General features: G+C 51.1%; 18 protein-coding genes. 4 read left to right on the top strand and 14 right to left on the bottom strand.

The features are described 5' to 3' along the window. The first annotated feature begins 50 nt into the window (after positions 1-50). Positions 51-923 (top strand): AraC family transcriptional regulator, encoded by an 873-nt coding sequence (locus tag NST08_RS03235; protein WP_007132522.1) that lies wholly within the window; start codon positions 51-53, stop codon positions 921-923. A gap of 182 nt (positions 924-1105) precedes the next feature. Here the strand turns inward: NST08_RS03235 and NST08_RS03230 are convergent, their stop codons facing one another. The 14 genes from NST08_RS03230 to NST08_RS03165 all read right to left on the bottom strand — a co-directional run bounded on the left by NST08_RS03230 (position 1106) and on the right by NST08_RS03165 (position 14828). Further along, entirely contained in the window at positions 1106-2323 is a 1218-nt protein-coding gene (locus NST08_RS03230; RefSeq protein WP_007132523.1) for a TraB/GumN family protein, read from the bottom strand. A gap of 47 nt (positions 2324-2370) precedes the next feature. Then, on the bottom strand, positions 2371-3669 hold the full coding sequence (locus NST08_RS03225; protein WP_007132524.1) for an ABC transporter permease: 1299 nt from the start codon (positions 3667-3669) through the stop codon (positions 2371-2373). After that, the gene (locus tag NST08_RS03220; protein ID WP_007132525.1) at positions 3662-4564 is read right to left on the bottom strand and encodes an ABC transporter ATP-binding protein; all 903 of its coding nucleotides are present in this window, start codon (positions 4562-4564) and stop codon (positions 3662-3664) included. The genes NST08_RS03225 and NST08_RS03220 overlap by 8 nt, the downstream gene beginning before the upstream one ends. Positions 4565-4580: 16 nt before the next feature. Next, on the bottom strand, positions 4581-5483 hold the full coding sequence (locus NST08_RS03215) for an ABC transporter ATP-binding protein (protein WP_251535981.1): 903 nt from the start codon (positions 5481-5483) through the stop codon (positions 4581-4583). A gap of 3 nt (positions 5484-5486) precedes the next feature. Next, entirely contained in the window at positions 5487-5888 is a 402-nt protein-coding gene (locus NST08_RS03210; RefSeq protein WP_007132527.1) for a GntR family transcriptional regulator, read from the bottom strand. A 70-nt stretch (positions 5889-5958) separates the two neighbouring features. Beyond that, a complete protein-coding gene (locus NST08_RS03205) occupies positions 5959-6675 on the bottom strand; it encodes a hypothetical protein (RefSeq protein WP_007132528.1) in 717 nt (238 codons plus the stop codon). 1087 nt (positions 6676-7762) lie between these two features. Beyond that, positions 7763-8227, bottom strand: a complete 465-nt coding sequence (locus tag NST08_RS03200) for a DUF420 domain-containing protein (protein WP_007130408.1) — start codon at positions 8225-8227, stop codon at positions 7763-7765. A 29-nt stretch (positions 8228-8256) separates the two neighbouring features. Further along, complete coding sequence (gene ctaG, locus NST08_RS03195; RefSeq protein WP_007130409.1) at positions 8257-9162, bottom strand: cytochrome c oxidase assembly factor CtaG; 906 nt, start codon at positions 9160-9162, stop codon at positions 8257-8259. A 99-nt stretch (positions 9163-9261) separates the two neighbouring features. Then, positions 9262-9585: a cytochrome C oxidase subunit IV family protein gene (locus NST08_RS03190; protein ID WP_007130410.1), complete on the bottom strand. Its 324-nt coding sequence runs from the start codon at positions 9583-9585 to the stop codon at positions 9262-9264. Positions 9586-9588: 3 nt separating this feature from the next. Further along, positions 9589-10212 carry a cytochrome (ubi)quinol oxidase subunit III gene (locus tag NST08_RS03185; RefSeq protein WP_028407358.1) on the bottom strand — a complete coding sequence of 208 codons (624 nt, stop codon included), beginning with the start codon at positions 10210-10212 and terminating at the stop codon, positions 9589-9591. Further along, positions 10209-12056 (bottom strand): cytochrome c oxidase subunit I, encoded by a 1848-nt coding sequence (gene ctaD / locus NST08_RS03180; RefSeq protein ID WP_050954040.1) that lies wholly within the window; start codon positions 12054-12056, stop codon positions 10209-10211. Before ctaD ends, NST08_RS03185 begins: the two co-directional genes overlap by 4 nt. Before the next feature lie 83 nt (positions 12057-12139). Next, positions 12140-13189, bottom strand: coding sequence for a cytochrome c oxidase subunit II (gene coxB / locus NST08_RS03175; protein WP_144869931.1), 1050 nt, complete (start codon positions 13187-13189; stop codon positions 12140-12142). A 402-nt stretch (positions 13190-13591) separates the two neighbouring features. Next, positions 13592-14341, bottom strand: a complete 750-nt coding sequence (gene map, locus NST08_RS03170) for a type I methionyl aminopeptidase (protein ID WP_007130414.1) — start codon at positions 14339-14341, stop codon at positions 13592-13594. Positions 14342-14639: 298 nt separating this feature from the next. Next, positions 14640-14828 (bottom strand): hypothetical protein, encoded by a 189-nt coding sequence (locus NST08_RS03165; protein ID WP_007130415.1) that lies wholly within the window; start codon positions 14826-14828, stop codon positions 14640-14642. A gap of 338 nt (positions 14829-15166) precedes the next feature. Between NST08_RS03165 and NST08_RS03160 the strand changes: the two genes are divergently transcribed. The 3 genes from NST08_RS03160 to NST08_RS03150 all read left to right on the top strand — a co-directional run bounded on the left by NST08_RS03160 (position 15167) and on the right by NST08_RS03150 (position 18694). After that, positions 15167-16204 (top strand): serine hydrolase domain-containing protein, encoded by a 1038-nt coding sequence (locus NST08_RS03160; RefSeq protein WP_007130416.1) that lies wholly within the window; start codon positions 15167-15169, stop codon positions 16202-16204. Positions 16205-16296: 92 nt separating this feature from the next. Beyond that, positions 16297-16572, top strand: coding sequence for a hypothetical protein (locus NST08_RS03155; RefSeq protein WP_007130417.1), 276 nt, complete (start codon positions 16297-16299; stop codon positions 16570-16572). 166 nt (positions 16573-16738) lie between these two features. Then, on the top strand, positions 16739-18694 hold the full coding sequence (locus NST08_RS03150; RefSeq protein WP_341341447.1) for an electron transport protein: 1956 nt from the start codon (positions 16739-16741) through the stop codon (positions 18692-18694). The last annotated feature ends 85 nt before the right edge of the window (positions 18695-18779 follow it).

The raw sequence follows: 18779 nt of genomic DNA, 5'->3' as shown, positions 1-18779 counted from the left end.
ATGGTATATTCAATGCAAGCACGAAGACGAGGAAGAAGGAGGCGAATAACTTGCCGTTGGTTGCAAGCGACGACAGGATCTCTCCCTTGTACTTTGCCTATAGACGTAAAAGCGAAAATTACGAGCATAAAGAGACTTTCCATTCCCACCTTGGACTTGAAGTGTTGTTCATTCATCAAGGAAGAGGAACCATGATCGTAAATAACATCAGCTATGAGATTAAGCCGGGCATGCTTTGTATTTTTCAGCCTTGCCAACTCCATCATCTAAAGCTTGAATACGACAACCAACAATGCTTCGAACGATCGATTGCGATTTTCGAACCGACCGTGTACGAGTCTTATTTTAAACAATGGCCCGCACTCCACGAATTTTACAATTTTATATACTTAGGCAATCTCCCCTTCCCTTGTCTCTATGAAGTCGATGACCCTTACCTGGACAGTGCATACAAGAGCATGCACGATCGATTCCCGACGCTGACCGGCACGGAAAAATATGAAGAAATTTCGCTGTTTCTTGTCGCACTGTTTCGCTCCCTGAAACAGATATGGGATAAGCGGAAAGAACGAGGCACAACATACCCAGCCCGCCGTAAAAATCATCGGGTGGAGCACATTTTGAACTGGATCGAAACGAACTATTCGGTTCCTTTCCGATTGGACGATATGGCCAAGTCGCTGCATCTGTCTCCCTACCATTTGTCACATCTCTTTAAAGAAGCGACAGGGATCAGTATCACGGAATACATTGCAGCCCGAAGGATTCATCAATCCATCCAGCTGTTAGCAACTACGAAAAAACCGATCTCACTCATTGCGGAGGAGATCGGTTTAACGAATAGCTCCTATTTTTGCAAATTGTTCAAGTCGCATATGGGAATCACGCCGCATCAATATCGAAAGAAATGGACGAGTACATGATTCTTCTGTTTAGATATCATAGTCAGCAACTACAAGAAGCCAAGAGCACATCCCTGCTCTTGGCTTCTTGTTCACCATTGATTTAAGCTAATATAATCCAAATTATTACGAAGTATGATTCGATAAGCCTTACTAGCTTCTTTCCAAACCCGGTGTTAGAGCCTCAACTTTTGCAGGCCAATCTATTTACGAACAACGGTGTACCCTTTGTCCTCCAGCAGCTTGACGATCCCATGCTCACCCAGATAATGGGCTGCACCAACCACGATGAAGTACTCTTCGTTTTTGCCGTTTTTCAGGTATCCGTCGATTTTCTCGGCCATTCCGATGTTTCGGTCAATCAGCATCGCTTTGTTGTATTCCTCATCAACAGCCATGCTGTTGGTGAACTCCAGCAGCGCCTCATCATTGCCCGTCTTCCACATTTTAGCCAATTGCTCCACGCCGTCATCCAGCACGTCGAAATTGTCCAAGGCGATGTTGAGATTCTTCTCCTGCAGCTCTTTGGAGAAGCCGTTAAACATGCCCAGCTGCAATTCATAGGATTCCAGCTCGATTACCGGAATTTTGCGTTCGATCGCTTTCTGGACGAAATACAGATCGATCCCTTGAGCGGCTTCATATCCAGCCTTCACCGCTTTCAAGCTGCTGATCGTGGATTCCACTACCCAAGGCTTGAACGCATCCAAGGCATTCGGCTTCATGCCGCTCTCCGTCAGGATTTTGCCGAGCTTGGCGTACGTCTCGCTGGACACATGATCCTTGAGCGTTGTTCCATCCTTATACATGCCCATATCCATGATCAGCTGCTGCTGCGCGTCGTCGGCTGCCTTGCTGACATCCACCTCGACACCGAGATAATCCGCTTCGGCAAAGGCTTCCTCAAATTCCGGACGCAGCGGGTAGAAGCTGTCATCCGCAATATGCATGGAGCCCACCAGATACACTGTGTTCCCATTGCTCTCTACTTCCCACATAAACCCGCGGCCGCCGGTCTGCGCGGTTTCAGTTGCCTTGGAAACCAGCACCACCGTGCGCGTTTTGGCATCCCAACGGACCTCATATCCGGCCGCATCGCCGACCACCCGAATTGGGGCATAGGTTACGCCATTGATGCGCTTGAGCTTGCTTTTCAGCGTAATCGTCTTGCCGTCCACAACGGCGTGAATCGTACCATCTGCGGCATTCTTAAGCTTCGCATCCATTGCCTGGAGCGTCGTTTTCAGCGGAACATACGTTGTTCCGTGATCGATGACCGGAGTACCTCCGGCATATGCTACGGTCTGATCATTCACCTTAACTGCCGGCTGCTTGGGAGCAGCCATTGCAGGTGCAGCCGCTGTGGTGATAATTCCCGCTGAGACGATGAGCGATAAGAGCATTCGTTTCCAATTTTTCATGTGTGGTTCTCCTTAATATTGTTGGTGTTGTGGGATTGCGATCATGGTTACATCTTATAAGCCTTCATTGCTTTGCGAAGCTCTTTAAAGGTCGGACGCTTGCCGTACATCAGCACGCCGGTGCGGTAGATTTTCGCAGCCAGCCAGCCAAAGATCAGGATTGCGACGAACAGAATCGCCAGCGACAGCAGGATTTCCCAGAGCGGGATATCTCCAAGGCCGATTCGGATCAGGATCGTTGTCGGCGAGATGAACGGAATGTAGCTGGATACCTTCAGCAGCATCGAGTTCGGCGTGCTTAGACTAAAGATTGCGATGTAGAAAGCGACGAGCGACAGCATCGTGATCGGCATAACCGCCTGGCCCAAATCCTCGGTACGGCTGACGATGGAGCCGATAGCTGCATACAGCACCGCATAGAGGAAGTATCCGAAAATATAGAAGATCAGACCGAACACGATCAGCATTGGATCAATGGCCGAGACATCCAGGTTCATATCCTGAAGTGCGCCGATATTATGCGGCAGCATCACGTTCACGGCAATCACGACAGCAAATACAGCGATTTGCGACAATCCCAGCAGGAACATTCCGATGACTTTGCCAAACATTTGGCTAAGCGGCGATACGCTGGTTATGAGGATCTCCATAATCCGGGAGCTTTTCTCGGTTGTAACCTCTGAAGCGATCATATTCCCGGTCCCCATGAGCGTGAAGAAGAACAGGATGACCAGTGCATAAACCACGATGTAGTTCATAACCTCGGAAGCTTCGTCTTCGGCAGCAGCACCGCCGGCCTTGCCGGCTTCGTTAGCGTCAATGCTGCGAGTATCGATCTGAACCGGCGTATTCAGCGCGTTGATCTGATCATCCGTCAGATTCAGCCCCGCAACGATCGTCCGGGTCTTTGCAACTTGGAGCGCCGCCTGCAGGTTGGATTGAAGCTCCATGTTGATGCCCTCATCCTCCGAGCTATAGACAACCGTCGGGAAGGCATTGCCTTCTTGGGTTTCGAATGTCAGGTACCCCTCGATAACCCCGTCTTTAATATCTTGCTTCAGCGCAGCCTCATCATTTGCCTCGTATTTCACCAGTTCATACGTAGTCGGCAGGTTGCCCCATGTGGTCTGTAATTGTTCAGCAAGGGTTTGCTCTTGTCCGTAAACAAGGCCGATGCGTACCGCTTCCCCGGAGTCGTCCTTGTCACCGGTAAACCATTGGATCAGGAACGGCAAATTGATGCCGATGGTAATAATGAGTGCAAAAATCAAGGTCGATACAAGAAACGATTTCGTTCTTGCCTTATTCATGAATGTAAATCGAATAACCGTCCACATATTATTCATTGGATTCACCTACCGCCTTTATGAAGATTTGGTTGAGCGTCGGCTCCTTCACTTCAAACCGATGCACGACGCTCTGCGATATTGCCTTATTCAAAATTTGCTGCCCAGCGCTTACGTCAGAGATCCGGATGGAATATCCGTCCTCGGTACGGTTCACCGCCGTAACACCCGGTACCGACTCCAGTCCTTGAACCTCGCCCGATGTGCCAAGAATGACTTCCTCGCGCGGGTACTTAGCTTTGATTTCCTTCAGATTGCCTTTCACGACCGTGTTGGATCGATGCAGGATCGTTATGTTTTTACACAGCTCCTCGACATGCTCCATACGGTGGGTTGAAAATAGTATGCTGGTGCCTTGGTCGCGAAGCTCTTTAACGGTGGATTTCAGCAGCTCTACGTTAACTGGATCAAGACCGCTGAACGCCTCGTCCAGAATCAAGATTTGGGGGTTATGGATGACGGCTGCGATAAAGCCCATTTTCTGCTGGTTCCCCTTCGACAGCTCTTCGATCTTCTTATCGTAATATTCCGGTACTTCAAACCGCTCAAGCCAGTATTTGAGGCTCTTGTCGGCGTCCTTGGCGGACATGCCGCGAAGCTGGCCGAGATACGTAATCTGCTCACTGACCTTCACCTTCGGATACAATCCGCGCTCTTCCGGCAGATAACCCATAATATGTCTAAGTTCCTTACTGTAAGGCTTGCCATTGTATAGAATCGTCCCGTCATCCGGGTAGATCAGGCCGAGCACCATCCGCATGGTCGTTGTCTTCCCTGCACCGTTGGCGCCCAGGAGTCCGTAAATTTCGCCTTCCTCCACTTGTAGCGAAATCCGGTTCACCGCGGTTTTGTCCGCATAAATTTTAACGACATTATCTAATAGTAATCGTTGCATTTCTTTTTCCCCTCTCCTATTTCTGCATGTCGGCAGGTTGATGGCCATCGATCCATAAACGAAGAACTTCGTCCAGCTCCAGCGAGCGGGTCTGGATAAAGGTCATTCCTGCTGACCGTAGAATATTCTCAACTTCCAAGCATTCCGTCGTCACAAAAGATATCGTTGTCGCATTCTCCTGCCTGCTGCTGATAATCCCCGGCAGTTCACGCACGATGGAGGCATCGCCTTGAATCCAGCATTCCTTCCAATTATCGAGCAGCGAATCCTTCTCGACCATGCCGAGCAGCTTGCCATGATGAATCAGAATCACATAGTCCGCAAGACGCCGGATTTCATCCACCACATGGGTGGAGAGGATAATCGTCGTGTCGATGGACTTCATCAGCTTGTGCAGCTGGTCAATCATCTGCTTCCAGGCAAACGGGTCAAGTCCCGACGACGGCTCATCCAGCAGCAGCAGCTTCGGCCTTGGTGCCAGCGCAGCGGCGATCTCGAATTTCCGCCGTTCGCCCTTCGACATTTTGCGGAGCTTCACGCCGCGTGGAACATCGAACCTTGACATCAGCTCGTCAAAAAAGTACCCGTCCCAATTGTCATACCAGGATGCGCGAAAGGTAGCCGCCTGATCTGCCGTCATATGCTGTTCTTCCACGCTCAGCTGCTCAGGCACAAAAGCCATCTGCTTTCGAACCTCGATCGGCAGCTCCTTCGAATGCGATTCACCGAACCAGGTAACCTCCCCTTCATCCGGGAACACCGTCTGGATCATCATGTTCAGCAAGGTGCTTTTCCCCGATCCGTTCGGTCCCACCAGCGCAACGATATACCCTTGAGGAATCGATAATTGGATGGGTCCGATGGTTTTCGTTCGACGCCGTTTCATGACGTTACGAAACTCAATGACATGTGGTTCCATTCGTTAATGACCTCCCCGTGATTGATATCGTTCGCGGACAACTTCCATGAACAGCTCGATTAACTCCTCTTGTTTCATCTGGACGGCAAGCCCTCGATCTACGGCCAGGTTCAAGGCTTCGATTACGGCATCGCGTTTAAATTGCTCTCTTGCCTGGTCGCCGACACCGGCAACGAAGGTTCCCGTACCCTGTCTGGTGCGAAGAAGGCCCTCACTCTCCAAATCCTGGTACACCCTGCGTACCGTGATCACACTACAATTCAGATTTCCGGCAAATTCCCGTATAGACGGCAATAATGTCCCCTCCTCGATCTGACCGCTGATGATTAGCGAGCGCAGCTGTGTCTCAATTTGGTGATATAAAGGCTCTGCGCTATTTTCGTTAATCTGAATCGGAATTCGCACCTTCTACCACCTCGCTTTTTCCATATCCTTATGGGGTCCCCCTATTTCTTCTGCTTATAAATCCAATTAATTACGATAAATCCCGGGTTTGCTGCCGGATATAGGTCAGTCTGCTCATCAGCAGCATTCCGCCTAACCCAATGATCAGTGATCCCCACATAACCGGGGACAGCAGCTTCCATCTCATGGCCGAATCCATAACGAATTTGAACATGCTGTATCCAAGCAAGCTGAGCGTACCTGCTGCCACGACCGTGACGATCATGAGTATGAGGGTTTTCCCCAGGTAAGCCTTGCCGCTCCCCATGTTCTCCCAGTATATATAAAATCCAGTCAATAAAAATCCAATGCCGATCCAGCTGATGACAAATGCGGCGTAGCTGGCGATATCCACCGCCTCTCGCATTTGATTGGCGATCGCGTAGGCGACTCCGAAAAATACGATGCCGTTAATCACATAGGCGATGATCGCGTTAATGATCCGGCTGATAAAGATCGCATAGGCCGGAACCGGGAGGCTCCGGTAATAGTACAGCATCTGTGTGTAAGAATCCTCGTTGATATACCGGAACGACCTGCGATTAAACGTGAGGCCCATCAGCGGCGCGTAGAGGACTAGCAGAAAATCTACCAGCGGGTTCACATATTCGTTCAAATGCTCGAACTGCTCGTTCATGACTACGCTTGTCGCGAATCCCATGTATATCATAAAGATCAGGGTCCATAATATTTGAAGCTTATCGCTGGCAAAATCTTTCCTGACGATTTTCATCGCGTTATGAAGCATGTGCTGCAACTGGCCTCATCCTTTCCCCACATTAACCTTGTTAATATTTCGCGTTATGAATTGGTTTGATTGATCCGATACTGTGATTATGTAATGATCACTGTGCTCACTGTGTATATCTTTATACACAGTATACAGTGTGTATATAAACAGTGTCAATAGCATTTGTAAAATAATGTGAAGGCGACCGGAGCGACTGTACTCCCCGGGCTAATTTCCTGTTTCTTCCTGCAGCTGAAACCGCGAAGCTGCTGCACCTGCCCCCCTCCTACACCAAACACCCGCAAGAGTGATCCTTGCGGGTGTGCCTCCATTGACTCGGCTGCGGCTCGGTCGTCGGGCTTCCCTGCTAGAGGGGAGTACAGGCGCGGAGGAGACCTGGCGTTCGCCTTTGAAATCGGGAAACTCCATTAACCCTCATTAACGTTCAGGTTTCCCGATTTCAACAGCGACCGGAGCGACAGTTCTCCCCGGGCCTGCAAGCTGTTTCCTCTCACAGCTAACTCCCGGGCCAACTGCCTGCCCCCTCAGCAACAAAACACCCGCAAGAGTGATCCTTGCGGGTGTGCCTCCATTGACTCGGCTGCGGCTGGGTCGAGCTTCCCTGCTAGAGGGGAGTACAGGCGCGGAGGAGACCTGGCGTTCGCCTTTGAAATCGGGAAACTCCATTAACCTCATTAACAATTCAGGTTTCCCGATTTCAACAGCGACCGGAGCGACTGTTCTCCCCGGGCCTGCAAGCTGTTTCCTCTCACAGCTAACTCCCGGGCCAGCTGCCTGCCCCTCCGGCAACAAAACACCCGTCAGAGAGATCCTTGCGGGTGTGCCTCCATTGACACGGCTGCGGCTGGGTCATCGAGCTTCCCTGCTAGAGGGGAGTACAGGCGCGGAGGAGCCCTGGCGTTCGCCTTTGAAATCGGGAAACTCCATTAACCTCATTAACATTCAGGGTTTCCCGATTTCAACAGCGACCGGAGCGACTGTTCTCCCCGGGCCAGCTGCCTGCAATCCCTGGTCCCACTGCCTGAAATCCAGCCTTATAAATGTAAAAACACCCGCCAGATCGCTCTGACGGGTGTTCCTCCATTTATAAGCCAAAAATAACTTTCCACACCGGCTGGGTATGTCCCCCCGGATACATCAGGTAGAGCAGCGTGTATACCGCAACGCCTGTGATCGCTGTAATAAACCAGATGATCGAGGTCACTCGGCCCCATTTGCGATGCTTCGCATACTTTTCTTTGAAGCCGAGCACCAGCGTGGTGATTCCGAAGACGGCAGCCACCGTGGCCAGCACGATATGGAAGATCAGGAATGTCTGATAATACGGCTTCAGACTATCCGGACCGCCCCACGAGGTGTTCCCGATGAACACCGTCCGGGAAGAATAAATAATAAAGAAGATGATAGCTGCCACGGCAGCCCAAATCATCGTTTTTTTGTGAGCCTCCCGTTTTCCCTTGATAATCAGTCCCCAACCGATGGCGACCAGCACGGCGCTGATCACGATGAAGGTTGTACTGATCGTGGGAAAGAGAAAGAACAAATCCATGTAGATCCCCCTTCAAAAAATAATCCTCATTATGCCTGGTTCAGCTTGCCCGGCGGAACCTCGGTAGGCAATGGATCGTCCTCCTTATTTTCACGCTTGTACCAATGGAAGAATACGTATGCGAGCATGGAAGCGAAGATAATCTCTTGGAAGAATTTCATGATGATCCCGCCGACCCGCTGGTCAATCGCAGGCTCCAAATATCCGAAATACTCCGGGCCTCCGAATTGAGTGAGCAGTCCGGACGTATCGGATACGCAGTATCCCATCGCTTTTGCCCAAATGGCAGGATCGCTGTAGGTCGCATACATCGGCTCGCTCGAAAAGATGATCAGCGCACAAGCCGGCGTCAGCAGCACCATATTGAGGAAGATGTATCCCATCTTCGCCAGCCCTGTCGTCTTGTCCTTTTCAGGGATCGGATTCAGAATCGCCCACCACATCACAAGTGAAGCAATGAACAAGATCAGATAGTACAGACGATGCACCCAGAAATTGAGCATGACAAAGTCATGAATCACCGGGAAGTGGTAGAACGAGAACAAGCCGTTGAATAAAATCGCAGCCACAACCGGACGAGTGAGGAAACCGAGCTTCTTAAACGGATTCACTCTGTCAAAGGCGCGCCACATCCATACCGGGATACCCAGAATCAGGAGCGGAGTAGCCATCAGGTAGGACATTGCCATGCTGACCATATGAAACGAGAACATCGTATGGCCCAGCAAGCTGATCGGTCCGCCCTGGGCAAGGTAGAGCGTGAACATACCTGCAACGAATAAGGTCTTCCGGCCTGCCGACACCGGAGCATGGCCTTTAAACCGGCTGCTCAGCGGTCCCGTGAACAAGAAATAGGCAGCGGTCACAAGCAGCATGAACGCCAGAAACAAAGGACTCCATTTATCCGCAAAACTAAAATATTCTAAGCCCAGCATGCAAAAACCTCCCCATAACGGGTTAAATTCTAGTCGAAATTGTGACACCTTCCTACGACTTAAAAAAAGAGGGGGCTATTAGCCCTCCTCTTTTTCATTTTACCACCAAACCCAGAACAATGCCATGATGATACAGGTGCTTGCTACGAAGAAGCCCCCGATCATGAACACGATCGGCATCAGATGACCTTTATCCTTAAGGTGCATCCAGTACCCCATCTGCACGAATACTTGCAGGATCGCCATCACCAGCAAAAGAATGATGGTAAATGCAGGATTCACGCCCCCGGCCGCAACCGCGGCAAACGCGATGGCAGTCAGGATGATGGAGAAGATAAAGACAATAATATGTTTCTCAGGGCCTTCGGTACGATGGCGGTGCTTCACCGTATGCCCCTCATTGGATTGTTGATTCGCTGTCATATCTTAGCCCACCTTTCCAAGAAGGTATACGACCGAGAAGATGAACACCCATACAACGTCGATAAAGTGCCAGTACATCGCAGACACGTAAACCTTAGGTGCTGTCACGACGGTTAACCCTTTTTTGAACAGCTGAGCGATCAGCAGGCTGATCCACACAACCCCGAATGCAACGTGGGCACCGTGGAATCCGACTAATGTGTAGAACGAGGACGAGAATGCACTCGTCTTCATGTCGAACGATTCATGGGCGACATACTCATAGAATTCATAAATCTCAAGTCCAAGGAAGCCGAGACCAAGAACAACGGTAACGATCAGCCAAAGCTTCAGCTTCTCGAGATTATGCCGGTGCATAGCCTGGATGGCAAACACACTGGTCAGGGAGCTGACAAGCAAGATCAGAGTCGCTGCTGCCGTAATCGGCAGCGAGAACAGTTCGGCTGCTGTCGGGCCCTCGTTGTTCTGATGGCGCAGGGCCAAAAATGTTGCAAACAGCGTACCGAAGAGCACGGCTTCACCGCCAAGGAAGAGCCAGAAGCCCAAGACCTTATTGCGGCCCTCGAGCGTTGCCTTCTCCGGCTCGTGAGGAAGCTCTCCATTTACATGTTCAGCGTGTGCGCTCATGCTTTCCCCTCCCCTTCGAGTTCTTCAGTCTCGATGTGATAACCATGGTCATCGAATACGGAACGTGCAATCATTGCAGCGAACGTAATGACAAGACCGACGATCATAACGATGTATTTGTTAAAGATTAGGCTCATGAACGAATTCGAGAATTCCTCTGTGCTGAACATGAAGCCAAGACCCGCGATGAACAAACCAAGCGACATGACGAACGGAAGAATGCTTGGCGACGGCATGTGGATCGGGCCGAGCGGCTCCGACGGAGTCATCTCCTTGTTGCCTGCCATTTTCTCTTTCCAGAAAGCGTCAAGACCGCGAACAAGCGGGATTTGCTTAAAGTTATACTCAGGCGGCGGAGAAGGAATACTCCACTCGAGGGTACGACCGTCTTCCCATGGATCGTTCGCAACACCGGAAGGTTTTCTCGCCGTCACGACGACGTTAGCCAGGAAGAGCAATACGCCGACGCCCATCAAGATCGCACCGATTGTACTAATAAAGTTCAATGTGTCAAAGTTTTGGTTCGGCAGGTACGACACGATCCGGCGTTGCATACCGAGCAAGCCCAGGAAGTGCTGTACAAAGAACGTCAGATGGAAACCGATGGCGAACGTCCAGAACGTCCATTTGCCAAGCGGTTCGTTCAGCATTCGGCCGAACATCTTAGGCCACCAGTAATGAAGTCCGGAGAACAGACCGAATACCAAGCCGCCTACAATAACATAGTGGAAGTGCGCGACTACGAAATACGTGTCGTGGAACTGGAAGTCGGCCGGAGCCGATGCCAGCATAACCCCGGTCACGCCGCCCATAACGAACGTCGGCACGAAACCGATCGCGAACAAGTTCGCGCTCGTGAAGCGGATTTGTCCGCCCCACATGGTGAAGAGCCAGTTAAAGATCTTAATACCCGTAGGTACTGCAATCAGCATCGTTGCAATGGCGAACAATGCGTTCGCTACCGGTCCAAGACCTGTCGTAAACATATGGTGAGCCCAAACCATGAAGCCCAGGAAGGCGATCAGGATGGTCGCAAACACCATGGAGCTGTATCCGAACAACCGTTTACGCGAGAAGGTCGGAATGACTTCGGAAATGATACCGAAAGCCGGCAAAATCAGAATATATACTTCAGGGTGACCGAAAATCCAGAAAATATGCTGCCACAATACGGGGCTTCCGCCTGCCGCAACATCAAAGAAGTTCGCGCCCAGCAACCGGTCGAAGCTGAGCAATACGAGACCTACGGTAATCGCAGGGAATGCAAACAGGATCATTGCCGATGTAATGAAAGAAGTCCAAGTAAACATAGGCATTCTCATGAAGGACATTCCCGGAGCACGCATCGTGATGATGGTAGCCAGGAAGTTGATACCGCCGATCAATGTACCAAGACCTGCTATCTGCAAGCCGATGGTATAGAAGTCTACGCCGTGCGTAGAGGAATACTCAGTTGTGGATAATGGCGTATAGGAAGTCCAGCCCGCATCCGGAGCGCCGCCCATAATCCAGCTAAGGTTAAGCAATAGTCCACCGAACAAAAACGTCCAAAAGCCAAGCGAGTTCAAAAACGGAAACGCGACGTCCCGCGCGCCGATCTGAAGCGGAACCACCGCGTTCATCAAAGCGAAGATGACCGGCATGACGCCGAGGAAGATCATCGTCGTTCCGTGCATCGTAATCAATTCGTTAAATACCTGAGCCGATACCAAATCGTTCATCGGTTTGATCAGCTGCAGGCGGATCAGAATTGCTTCAATACCGCCGATACCAAAGAACAAGCCGCCCGCTATCAGGTATAATATTCCGATTTTCTTGTGGTCAACGGTTGTAAGCCAATCCATTAACCCCGAGTAGCGCTTGACGCTATGGCTATGAGCATGAGCATGAGCCAAGGTTTGTACCCCCTTTTAAAGTTCTTGCTGTATTAATAATCCAACTTATAATTGGCCAGGTAATCGGCGATTTGCTCGATCTCTTGATCGGTAAAGCCGAGATCCTTCGGATTAGGCATCGTGTTTCCAGGTTTTACAGCCTGTGGCTCCGACAGCCATTCCACCAGGTTGTCCTTCGTCGGCTTCGAGCCTGGTTCGCCGCTTATATCGTTCAGCAAGATACTCGCTACGGTCTCACGTGATCCCATACCGGTCAAGTTTGGACCCACCGATCCGCCTTGGTCGCCCACAGCATGGCAAGAAAGGCAGTTGGTCTTGAACTTCTCGGCAAGTGCCGGATCTTCTGGAAGCACAGCAGGTGCTTTAAATGCTGCTACCCAATTGTCAAATGTCGCATCATCAACCGCTTTCACCCGGAATTCCATGAATCCATGGGAAGGCCCGCACAACTCTGCGCATTTACCAATGTATGTATCCGCCTTGTCGGCAATCAGGGTCATGTAGTTGACGCTGCCTTCTGTGTTCGTATCCATCTTGCCGCCGAGCGACGGCACCCAGAAGGAGTGAAGCACATCGTTCGTTTTCAATTGGAAAGCAATTTTCTTACCTACAGGAATGACAAGCTCTTGAGCCGTCTTAACACCGTAGTCGGGATAATTAAACTCCCACCAGAATTGGTGAGAAGTAACCTCTACCTTCACTGCATCCGGATTGTTCCAGTCGTTTTCGCCGTAAGCGAACACCTTTTGAATAGTAGGAATTGCAAGCACGAGCACCAGGAGCAGCGGAATAGCCGTCCAAATAATCTCAAGCTTGTGGTTCCCTTCGACTTGCTCCGGAATCTTATCCTGTCCCTTTTTCTTGCGGAATTTAACAAGCACGTACGCGGCGATGCCAAATACAACGACCATTACGACGATCATAATCGAAATGGCCAGCTTAATTAAATCCAATTGACCCTGCGCCACCGGACCTTGAGGTCTAAGGACCGACAAATCCTCCCGGCCGCATCCGGATAACACCAAAGCAAACATGGCCAACAAGGGAAGAAGACGCTTTACAGCCTGCCACCGTTTCATCATTGATCTACCCCACTTTTCCGATTTTCGTAGACTACCATCCGGCGCAAACAGCGGTAATCTACCTGCACAATCACGGATGAAGTAATCCTGTCAACTAAAGCAATCACTTATTAAATATAAGTTCACGGGTTGCTTTTGTCAATCATTCACAGGGAGTTCACAAATTGTTCGAAAAGTCGTCAAAGTCCCGCCGTTACTGAATTTGCAATCGCTTTCACGTCTTATCTCCCATCCCGTGCCCTATGGTTCGACAATCTTCACCGGAGCTTGTACGACAACGTTCTATGCATTATATACAGTCATTTCTCCGTTTTGAATCGACCATCGAAAAGGAGGTCCCTTAAGCAAGCCATCTCCGGCCAGCAAGGTTCCTCCTATCATTATGCGATATTTTTCCGAATCTTAATCCGTCAGAACGAACGGACCTTCCTTCGTGATGGCGATCGTATGCTCATACTGAACGCCGATCGACCCGTCCGCGCTCGATATCGTCCAGCCGTCGTCCCCCCAGAATACCGCACCGGAGGACCCTAACGTAAACACCGGCTCGATTGTAATGACCATCCCCGCCTTCAGCTTTAATCCTCTGCCTAATGTGCCATAGCTGGGGACATCCGGCGGTTCATGAAGCTGCCGTCCGATCCCGTGCCCGACCAAAGACATCACGATCCCGTAGCCTTCCCTCTGCGCAACCTCTTGGATCGCATGCCCGATATTCCCCATGGCGGCCCCGGGTCTTGCCTGCTCAATTCCCTTGAATAGGGCTTCATGCGTTCGCTTCATCAGCTTCATGACAGCAGGATTGACTTGGCCAACCGCATAAGTCCAGCCCGAGTCCGCCAGCCAGCCATTCTTGTTCACGACCATATCGATCGTCACGACGTCTCCCTCCCGCAGCGGCCGGTCATCCGGAAACCCATGACACACCACCTCGTTAACCGAAGCACATGTGGCATAAGGAAATCCTTTATACCCCTTCTGTTCGGGAGTCGCCCCCTTTTTCTTCAGAAAGTCCTCTACACGCCCATCAATCTCCAACGTGCTCACGCCCGGCTTGATGTGCTTTGCAATCTCCCGGTGGCATGCCGCAAGTATGCGGCCGGCTTCCCGCATATATCCGATCTCTTCGGCGCTCTTCAGCTGTATTCTCACATCCGCCCACTCCCTTATATGGCTTCGCCAACTGCTATCAATATATGTCCGGGACAAAGCGATAATTAACCGCAGGGATGAAAAGCCTCGAATGCCTATCTTGGATGGATATTCTCTGAAGGCCCGTTCCCGTCTTATAAAAGAGCCAGCTGTGCACAGCCTTTACGGAGGACGACTTAAGCCCCAATAAGCAAAAAAACCGCCTTCGGGTAATACCCGAAAACGGTTTAACCATATACGTAGTAACAAGGTGAAACATGCTAATAGCGATATTTCTATCGTTCAGGTGCGCTAACGGTCAGGATACGGAGGAATTCATCTTCCCAAGCTCATGCTCGACGACGAGGGTGAGCTCTTCTTCATAACCTCCCATAATATGGTATTTCCGGACATACTCCTTTACAAATTTTTTCGGATCTTTAGGCCGGAAAATTCGTGTCATTTCCCGCAGACTTTCCTTAACCTCATTGTGACCTTTCGTTGCCATGATGGATCCCTCCTAAAACGTGTGGAATTAAAAAACTCCGTTTAAAGAGAATGCCGAAAAGATCTACCCCATTAATTAAAGATGAAGCCATATTGCAGTTCTTACGGTGACCATAGGTTGATATTCAGCAACTAACCAAGTACACCTGACACTATACATACCCTAGCAGCATGCATCTGAATCATTAATATATTGTATCATATTCTTCTGTTTGTTTCATCTTTCCCAAAAAAATGTTTTTTTGCCCATATTTTATGTACAGCTCCCTCATGCGTAAATTTGGTTAAGATACATACAACCATCCCTATTTCTTGTACATGAAGGAGGTCTGGAAGGACATGATGAAGCCTAAGCCGATCATGCGCGCTCCCGTCATTGCCAGCTCGCCGTTTCCAGCTGCCGAACCGGAGGAGCTCGGGCTTGCCCGCGATCCGCTGGACAAGGTGGACAGCCTAATCCGGAATCAGTATCCGAAAATGCGGAGCTTCCTGTTCGTTCATGCCGGCAAACTGTTGTATGAGCGATACTACGGCGGGCATACGGCCCAGTCATTGAACGATCTCAGGTCCGCAACCAAGAGCTTCACATCAATCCTGATTGGCATTGCCGTTTCCCGATCCGAGCTCCCGGATCTGGATACACCGGTAACGGATGTGCTCAGCAGGTATATCCCAAGTCGGGCGCATCCCCTCCTCGGTAAAGTGACGCTTCGTCATCTGCTGACGATGACCTCCGGCTTCGCCTGGCAGACGGGCAAAAAGCTCGGGGAGCCGCTCATTCACCGCTTTCATCGCAGCCGCAGCTGGACCTCCTTCGCGCTTTCGCTCCCGATCATGGAGGAGCACATGGGCGTGTTTCAATACCGCAGCACGGACTCGCATCTGCTCTCCGTTGCCCTGACCGAGGCCTGCGGCAAAGATGCGTATGCCTATGGCAGAGCGAATCTGTTCGAGCCGCTTGGCATCGATCACGCAGCCTGGACCCCGAGCCCGGAAAGCCACAGCATGGGGCACATCGGCTTGTACCTGACTTCTAGGGACATGGCCAAATTCGGGCTATGCTGCCTGAACGGCGGACGATGGGAAGGTCATGAGCTGATCCCGGAAGGCTGGCTGAGCGAGGCTCTGACTTCTCAGGCTGAGGGATACCCCGCCTTCGGCGATTATGGATATCAGTGGTGGACGGGCACCCTAAGCGGAACTCCCTTCGCGCTGGCCCACGGCCATGGCGGTCAGCAGATCTATTTGCTCCCCAAGCTCGACGCTGTGGTCGTTTTTACGGCTGACAGCAAGGTAAGCCGTTGGCGAAATCCAAGAATTCTTCTGGAACGGCACCTTATCGGGCTCTTGCAGTCCAAATTCAACTCGTTATCCTGAAATCTCGAATGATACGGATAGTCCTCCCCGGTTCTGGTTACTTTATGCGATATGAATCATTACTAAATTTCAAGCTGAGAGGAGCATGCAACATGGCCGGCAAGGACAAAGATCTGCCACCGATTTCAAGGGATGAAGTTGAAGTAGACGGCACCTATACCAACGAATGGGGCCGGGAGGAATATTTAAAGCGCGGAGAGACCTTTCCTTTCGATCCGCAAAAAGGCTCTACGGAATGGAAGCTGTCCGAATACGATTTCGAGAACCATCACCAGGGACGAACCGATGAACGTCTCGTTCCGAAAGAGAAAGGGCCGGACAAGCAGGTCAATATCGATTCCCCGTTCCGCCACGTAGAAATCGACTGACACGGTTTATTTTAAATGAAACAAAACGATGCGGCCGATTCAGCGGCGAACAAACGAAACTGCGATGCGATATACTTCAATGAACAGACATCCGGATCCGCGGTAACTGTTCTTCCGTGAGCAGAAGCACATTCGTACTGCTCTCATGCAAAGGGTGAATAAGAATATGACAACATCCAGATGGCTTAGGCTTCTCATCCCACTGGCTGTCATCTGCGGAATATGGCTCGCCGTCGATATCAGAGGGCTTGAATATGCCTATATTCCGCCCAAAAGCAAGCTCGAAAATACTCAAGCTCTTCAAGTTCTTCTTCAGCGTAACGCAATACGCCAGTATGATATCTGGGGCAAGACGCTGACCGTTCCGGGAACCGCTCTGCAGGATCCCGATCCCCGTCTCAAGCCTGGTAACGGAGCCGTCGAGATCACAGAGGATTTACTTGCGCTCGGCAGGCGCACGCTTTACAAGGAGTCGTTCGGCAATGAAGTGTTCTTAACGGATATCGTGGGCATCATTGACGGCCCGATGAAGCTGAAAGGCATTCTCAAGGCCGTCGCCGACTTGAAAGGAAAGGGAACGGACAATCTTCAGGTTGAACTGGATGAAGACATTACGGTCGGGGGAAAAACGTTCCGCAAAGGAGATAAAATTGCCACCGGCTTCGATGTACCCAAAGGAGCCCATGCCCCGATCGGAGTCACCTTCCGGTACGTCGAGGGCAGGACCAAGCTCGGCGTCAGCTGCATGGCATGCCATGCTACGGTCAACCGGGATACCGGTAAAATTGTGGAGGGTGCTCCGAATTCCGATCTGAACCTGGGACTGCTGCTCGCGCTGGCTCCTAACAGCTCAGCCTATTTCACGCATACCGATGTAGCCAAGCTTGTGGATTATGTGAAAGACCAGAACCGGACGGTGATCAACTCCAAAGGAAAGGCAGAACCTTTGCCCGACCCGGATATGCTCGAGAAGGCCGTTGACGATAATCTGGTCAAATGGGTGCCGGGAAGCTTCGATACAACGGTGGATATGATCAGCAACGTTACCCAGATTCCCGACATGTTCACTAAAGGCGGCCACCCGTTCAGCTGGAGCGGCTTTGCCATGGCCGGCGGGTTCAGCGGGTTAAGCACCTTCGGCAACAACGTCCACGCCCAGAATACGGATACGCTCAGCCAGACCGAGGTGAGCGAGATTCTACTCGGTATCGATAAGGAACTTTACGTCGGTACCATCTTGCAAAATGCCCCAAGCCGGAAGTTCCGCTATGACCCCAACAGCGGGCTTACACCGACCGAATTTTTCAACAAGCAGGACCCGAATCCCGGAACGCCCGGCGTTAATGAGGTCATTAAAATGCCGAACTTCCCGAAGGTATCGCCGATTGCTCCGAATGGTCTATATATCAGCTCGCCCGGCTACAGGGCAGGTGAACAGGTCACTGCCATGTCCGCTTACCAGAATACGATCCGGCCTCCGGAGACAACTAAGAAAGGTGCAGACGCCAAGACGATAAGCCTCGGGGCTGAAGTATTCAAAAAAGCACAGTGCATTACGTGCCATGCAGGCGATTATTTTACGAACAATCGCATCCTGCCGGTTAATGAGGTCGGCACCGAGCCGTCCAGAGCGAAGGCCTTTCAACGGACGAAAAAGGACTTCGGAGAAGCGCTGTTCTACGCGCCGGACACGCCCGTGCCCATCCCCCCTGACGCCAAGGTGGTCAAAGTGCCGATGGAGCACATCGATCCGAAGCAGATTGCGCTTGGATTTGGGCATAACGGAAGAGGCGGCTATAAGGTGAAAGGACTGATGGGTCTGCGGTGGTCAGCACCGTATCTCCATGACGGCGGTGTGGCCGTCGGCCCCGAGCTGTCGCAGGCAGGGCTTTCCGAAACCCTTATGAAGGGAATCAAGCCGGACCCCTACAACAGCTTGAAGGCGATGATCGACCGGCGGCTTAGACAGCAGGTCATCGATGCCAACCGGAAGGATTCCCGGCTCAGGGACACCCATGTCACGGGGCAAGGCCATGAATTTTGGGTGGATGACGGCACAGGCTTTACGAAGGAGCAGCAGGATGCGCTGGTGCACTATTTGCTCAGCCTGAAAATGAAATAGGATCGGGGACAATAAGCATCATACTTTGTCCAAACCGTTCATAAGGTAAGGTATACAGCTTGACCTGCCGAAATGAACGGTGCTC

The organism is Paenibacillus sp. FSL K6-1566, assembly GCF_038050475.1.
Lineage (GTDB): Bacteria > Bacillota > Bacilli > Paenibacillales > Paenibacillaceae > Paenibacillus_AQ > Paenibacillus_AQ lactis.
This window is presented reverse-complemented; position numbering and strand designations above follow the sequence as displayed.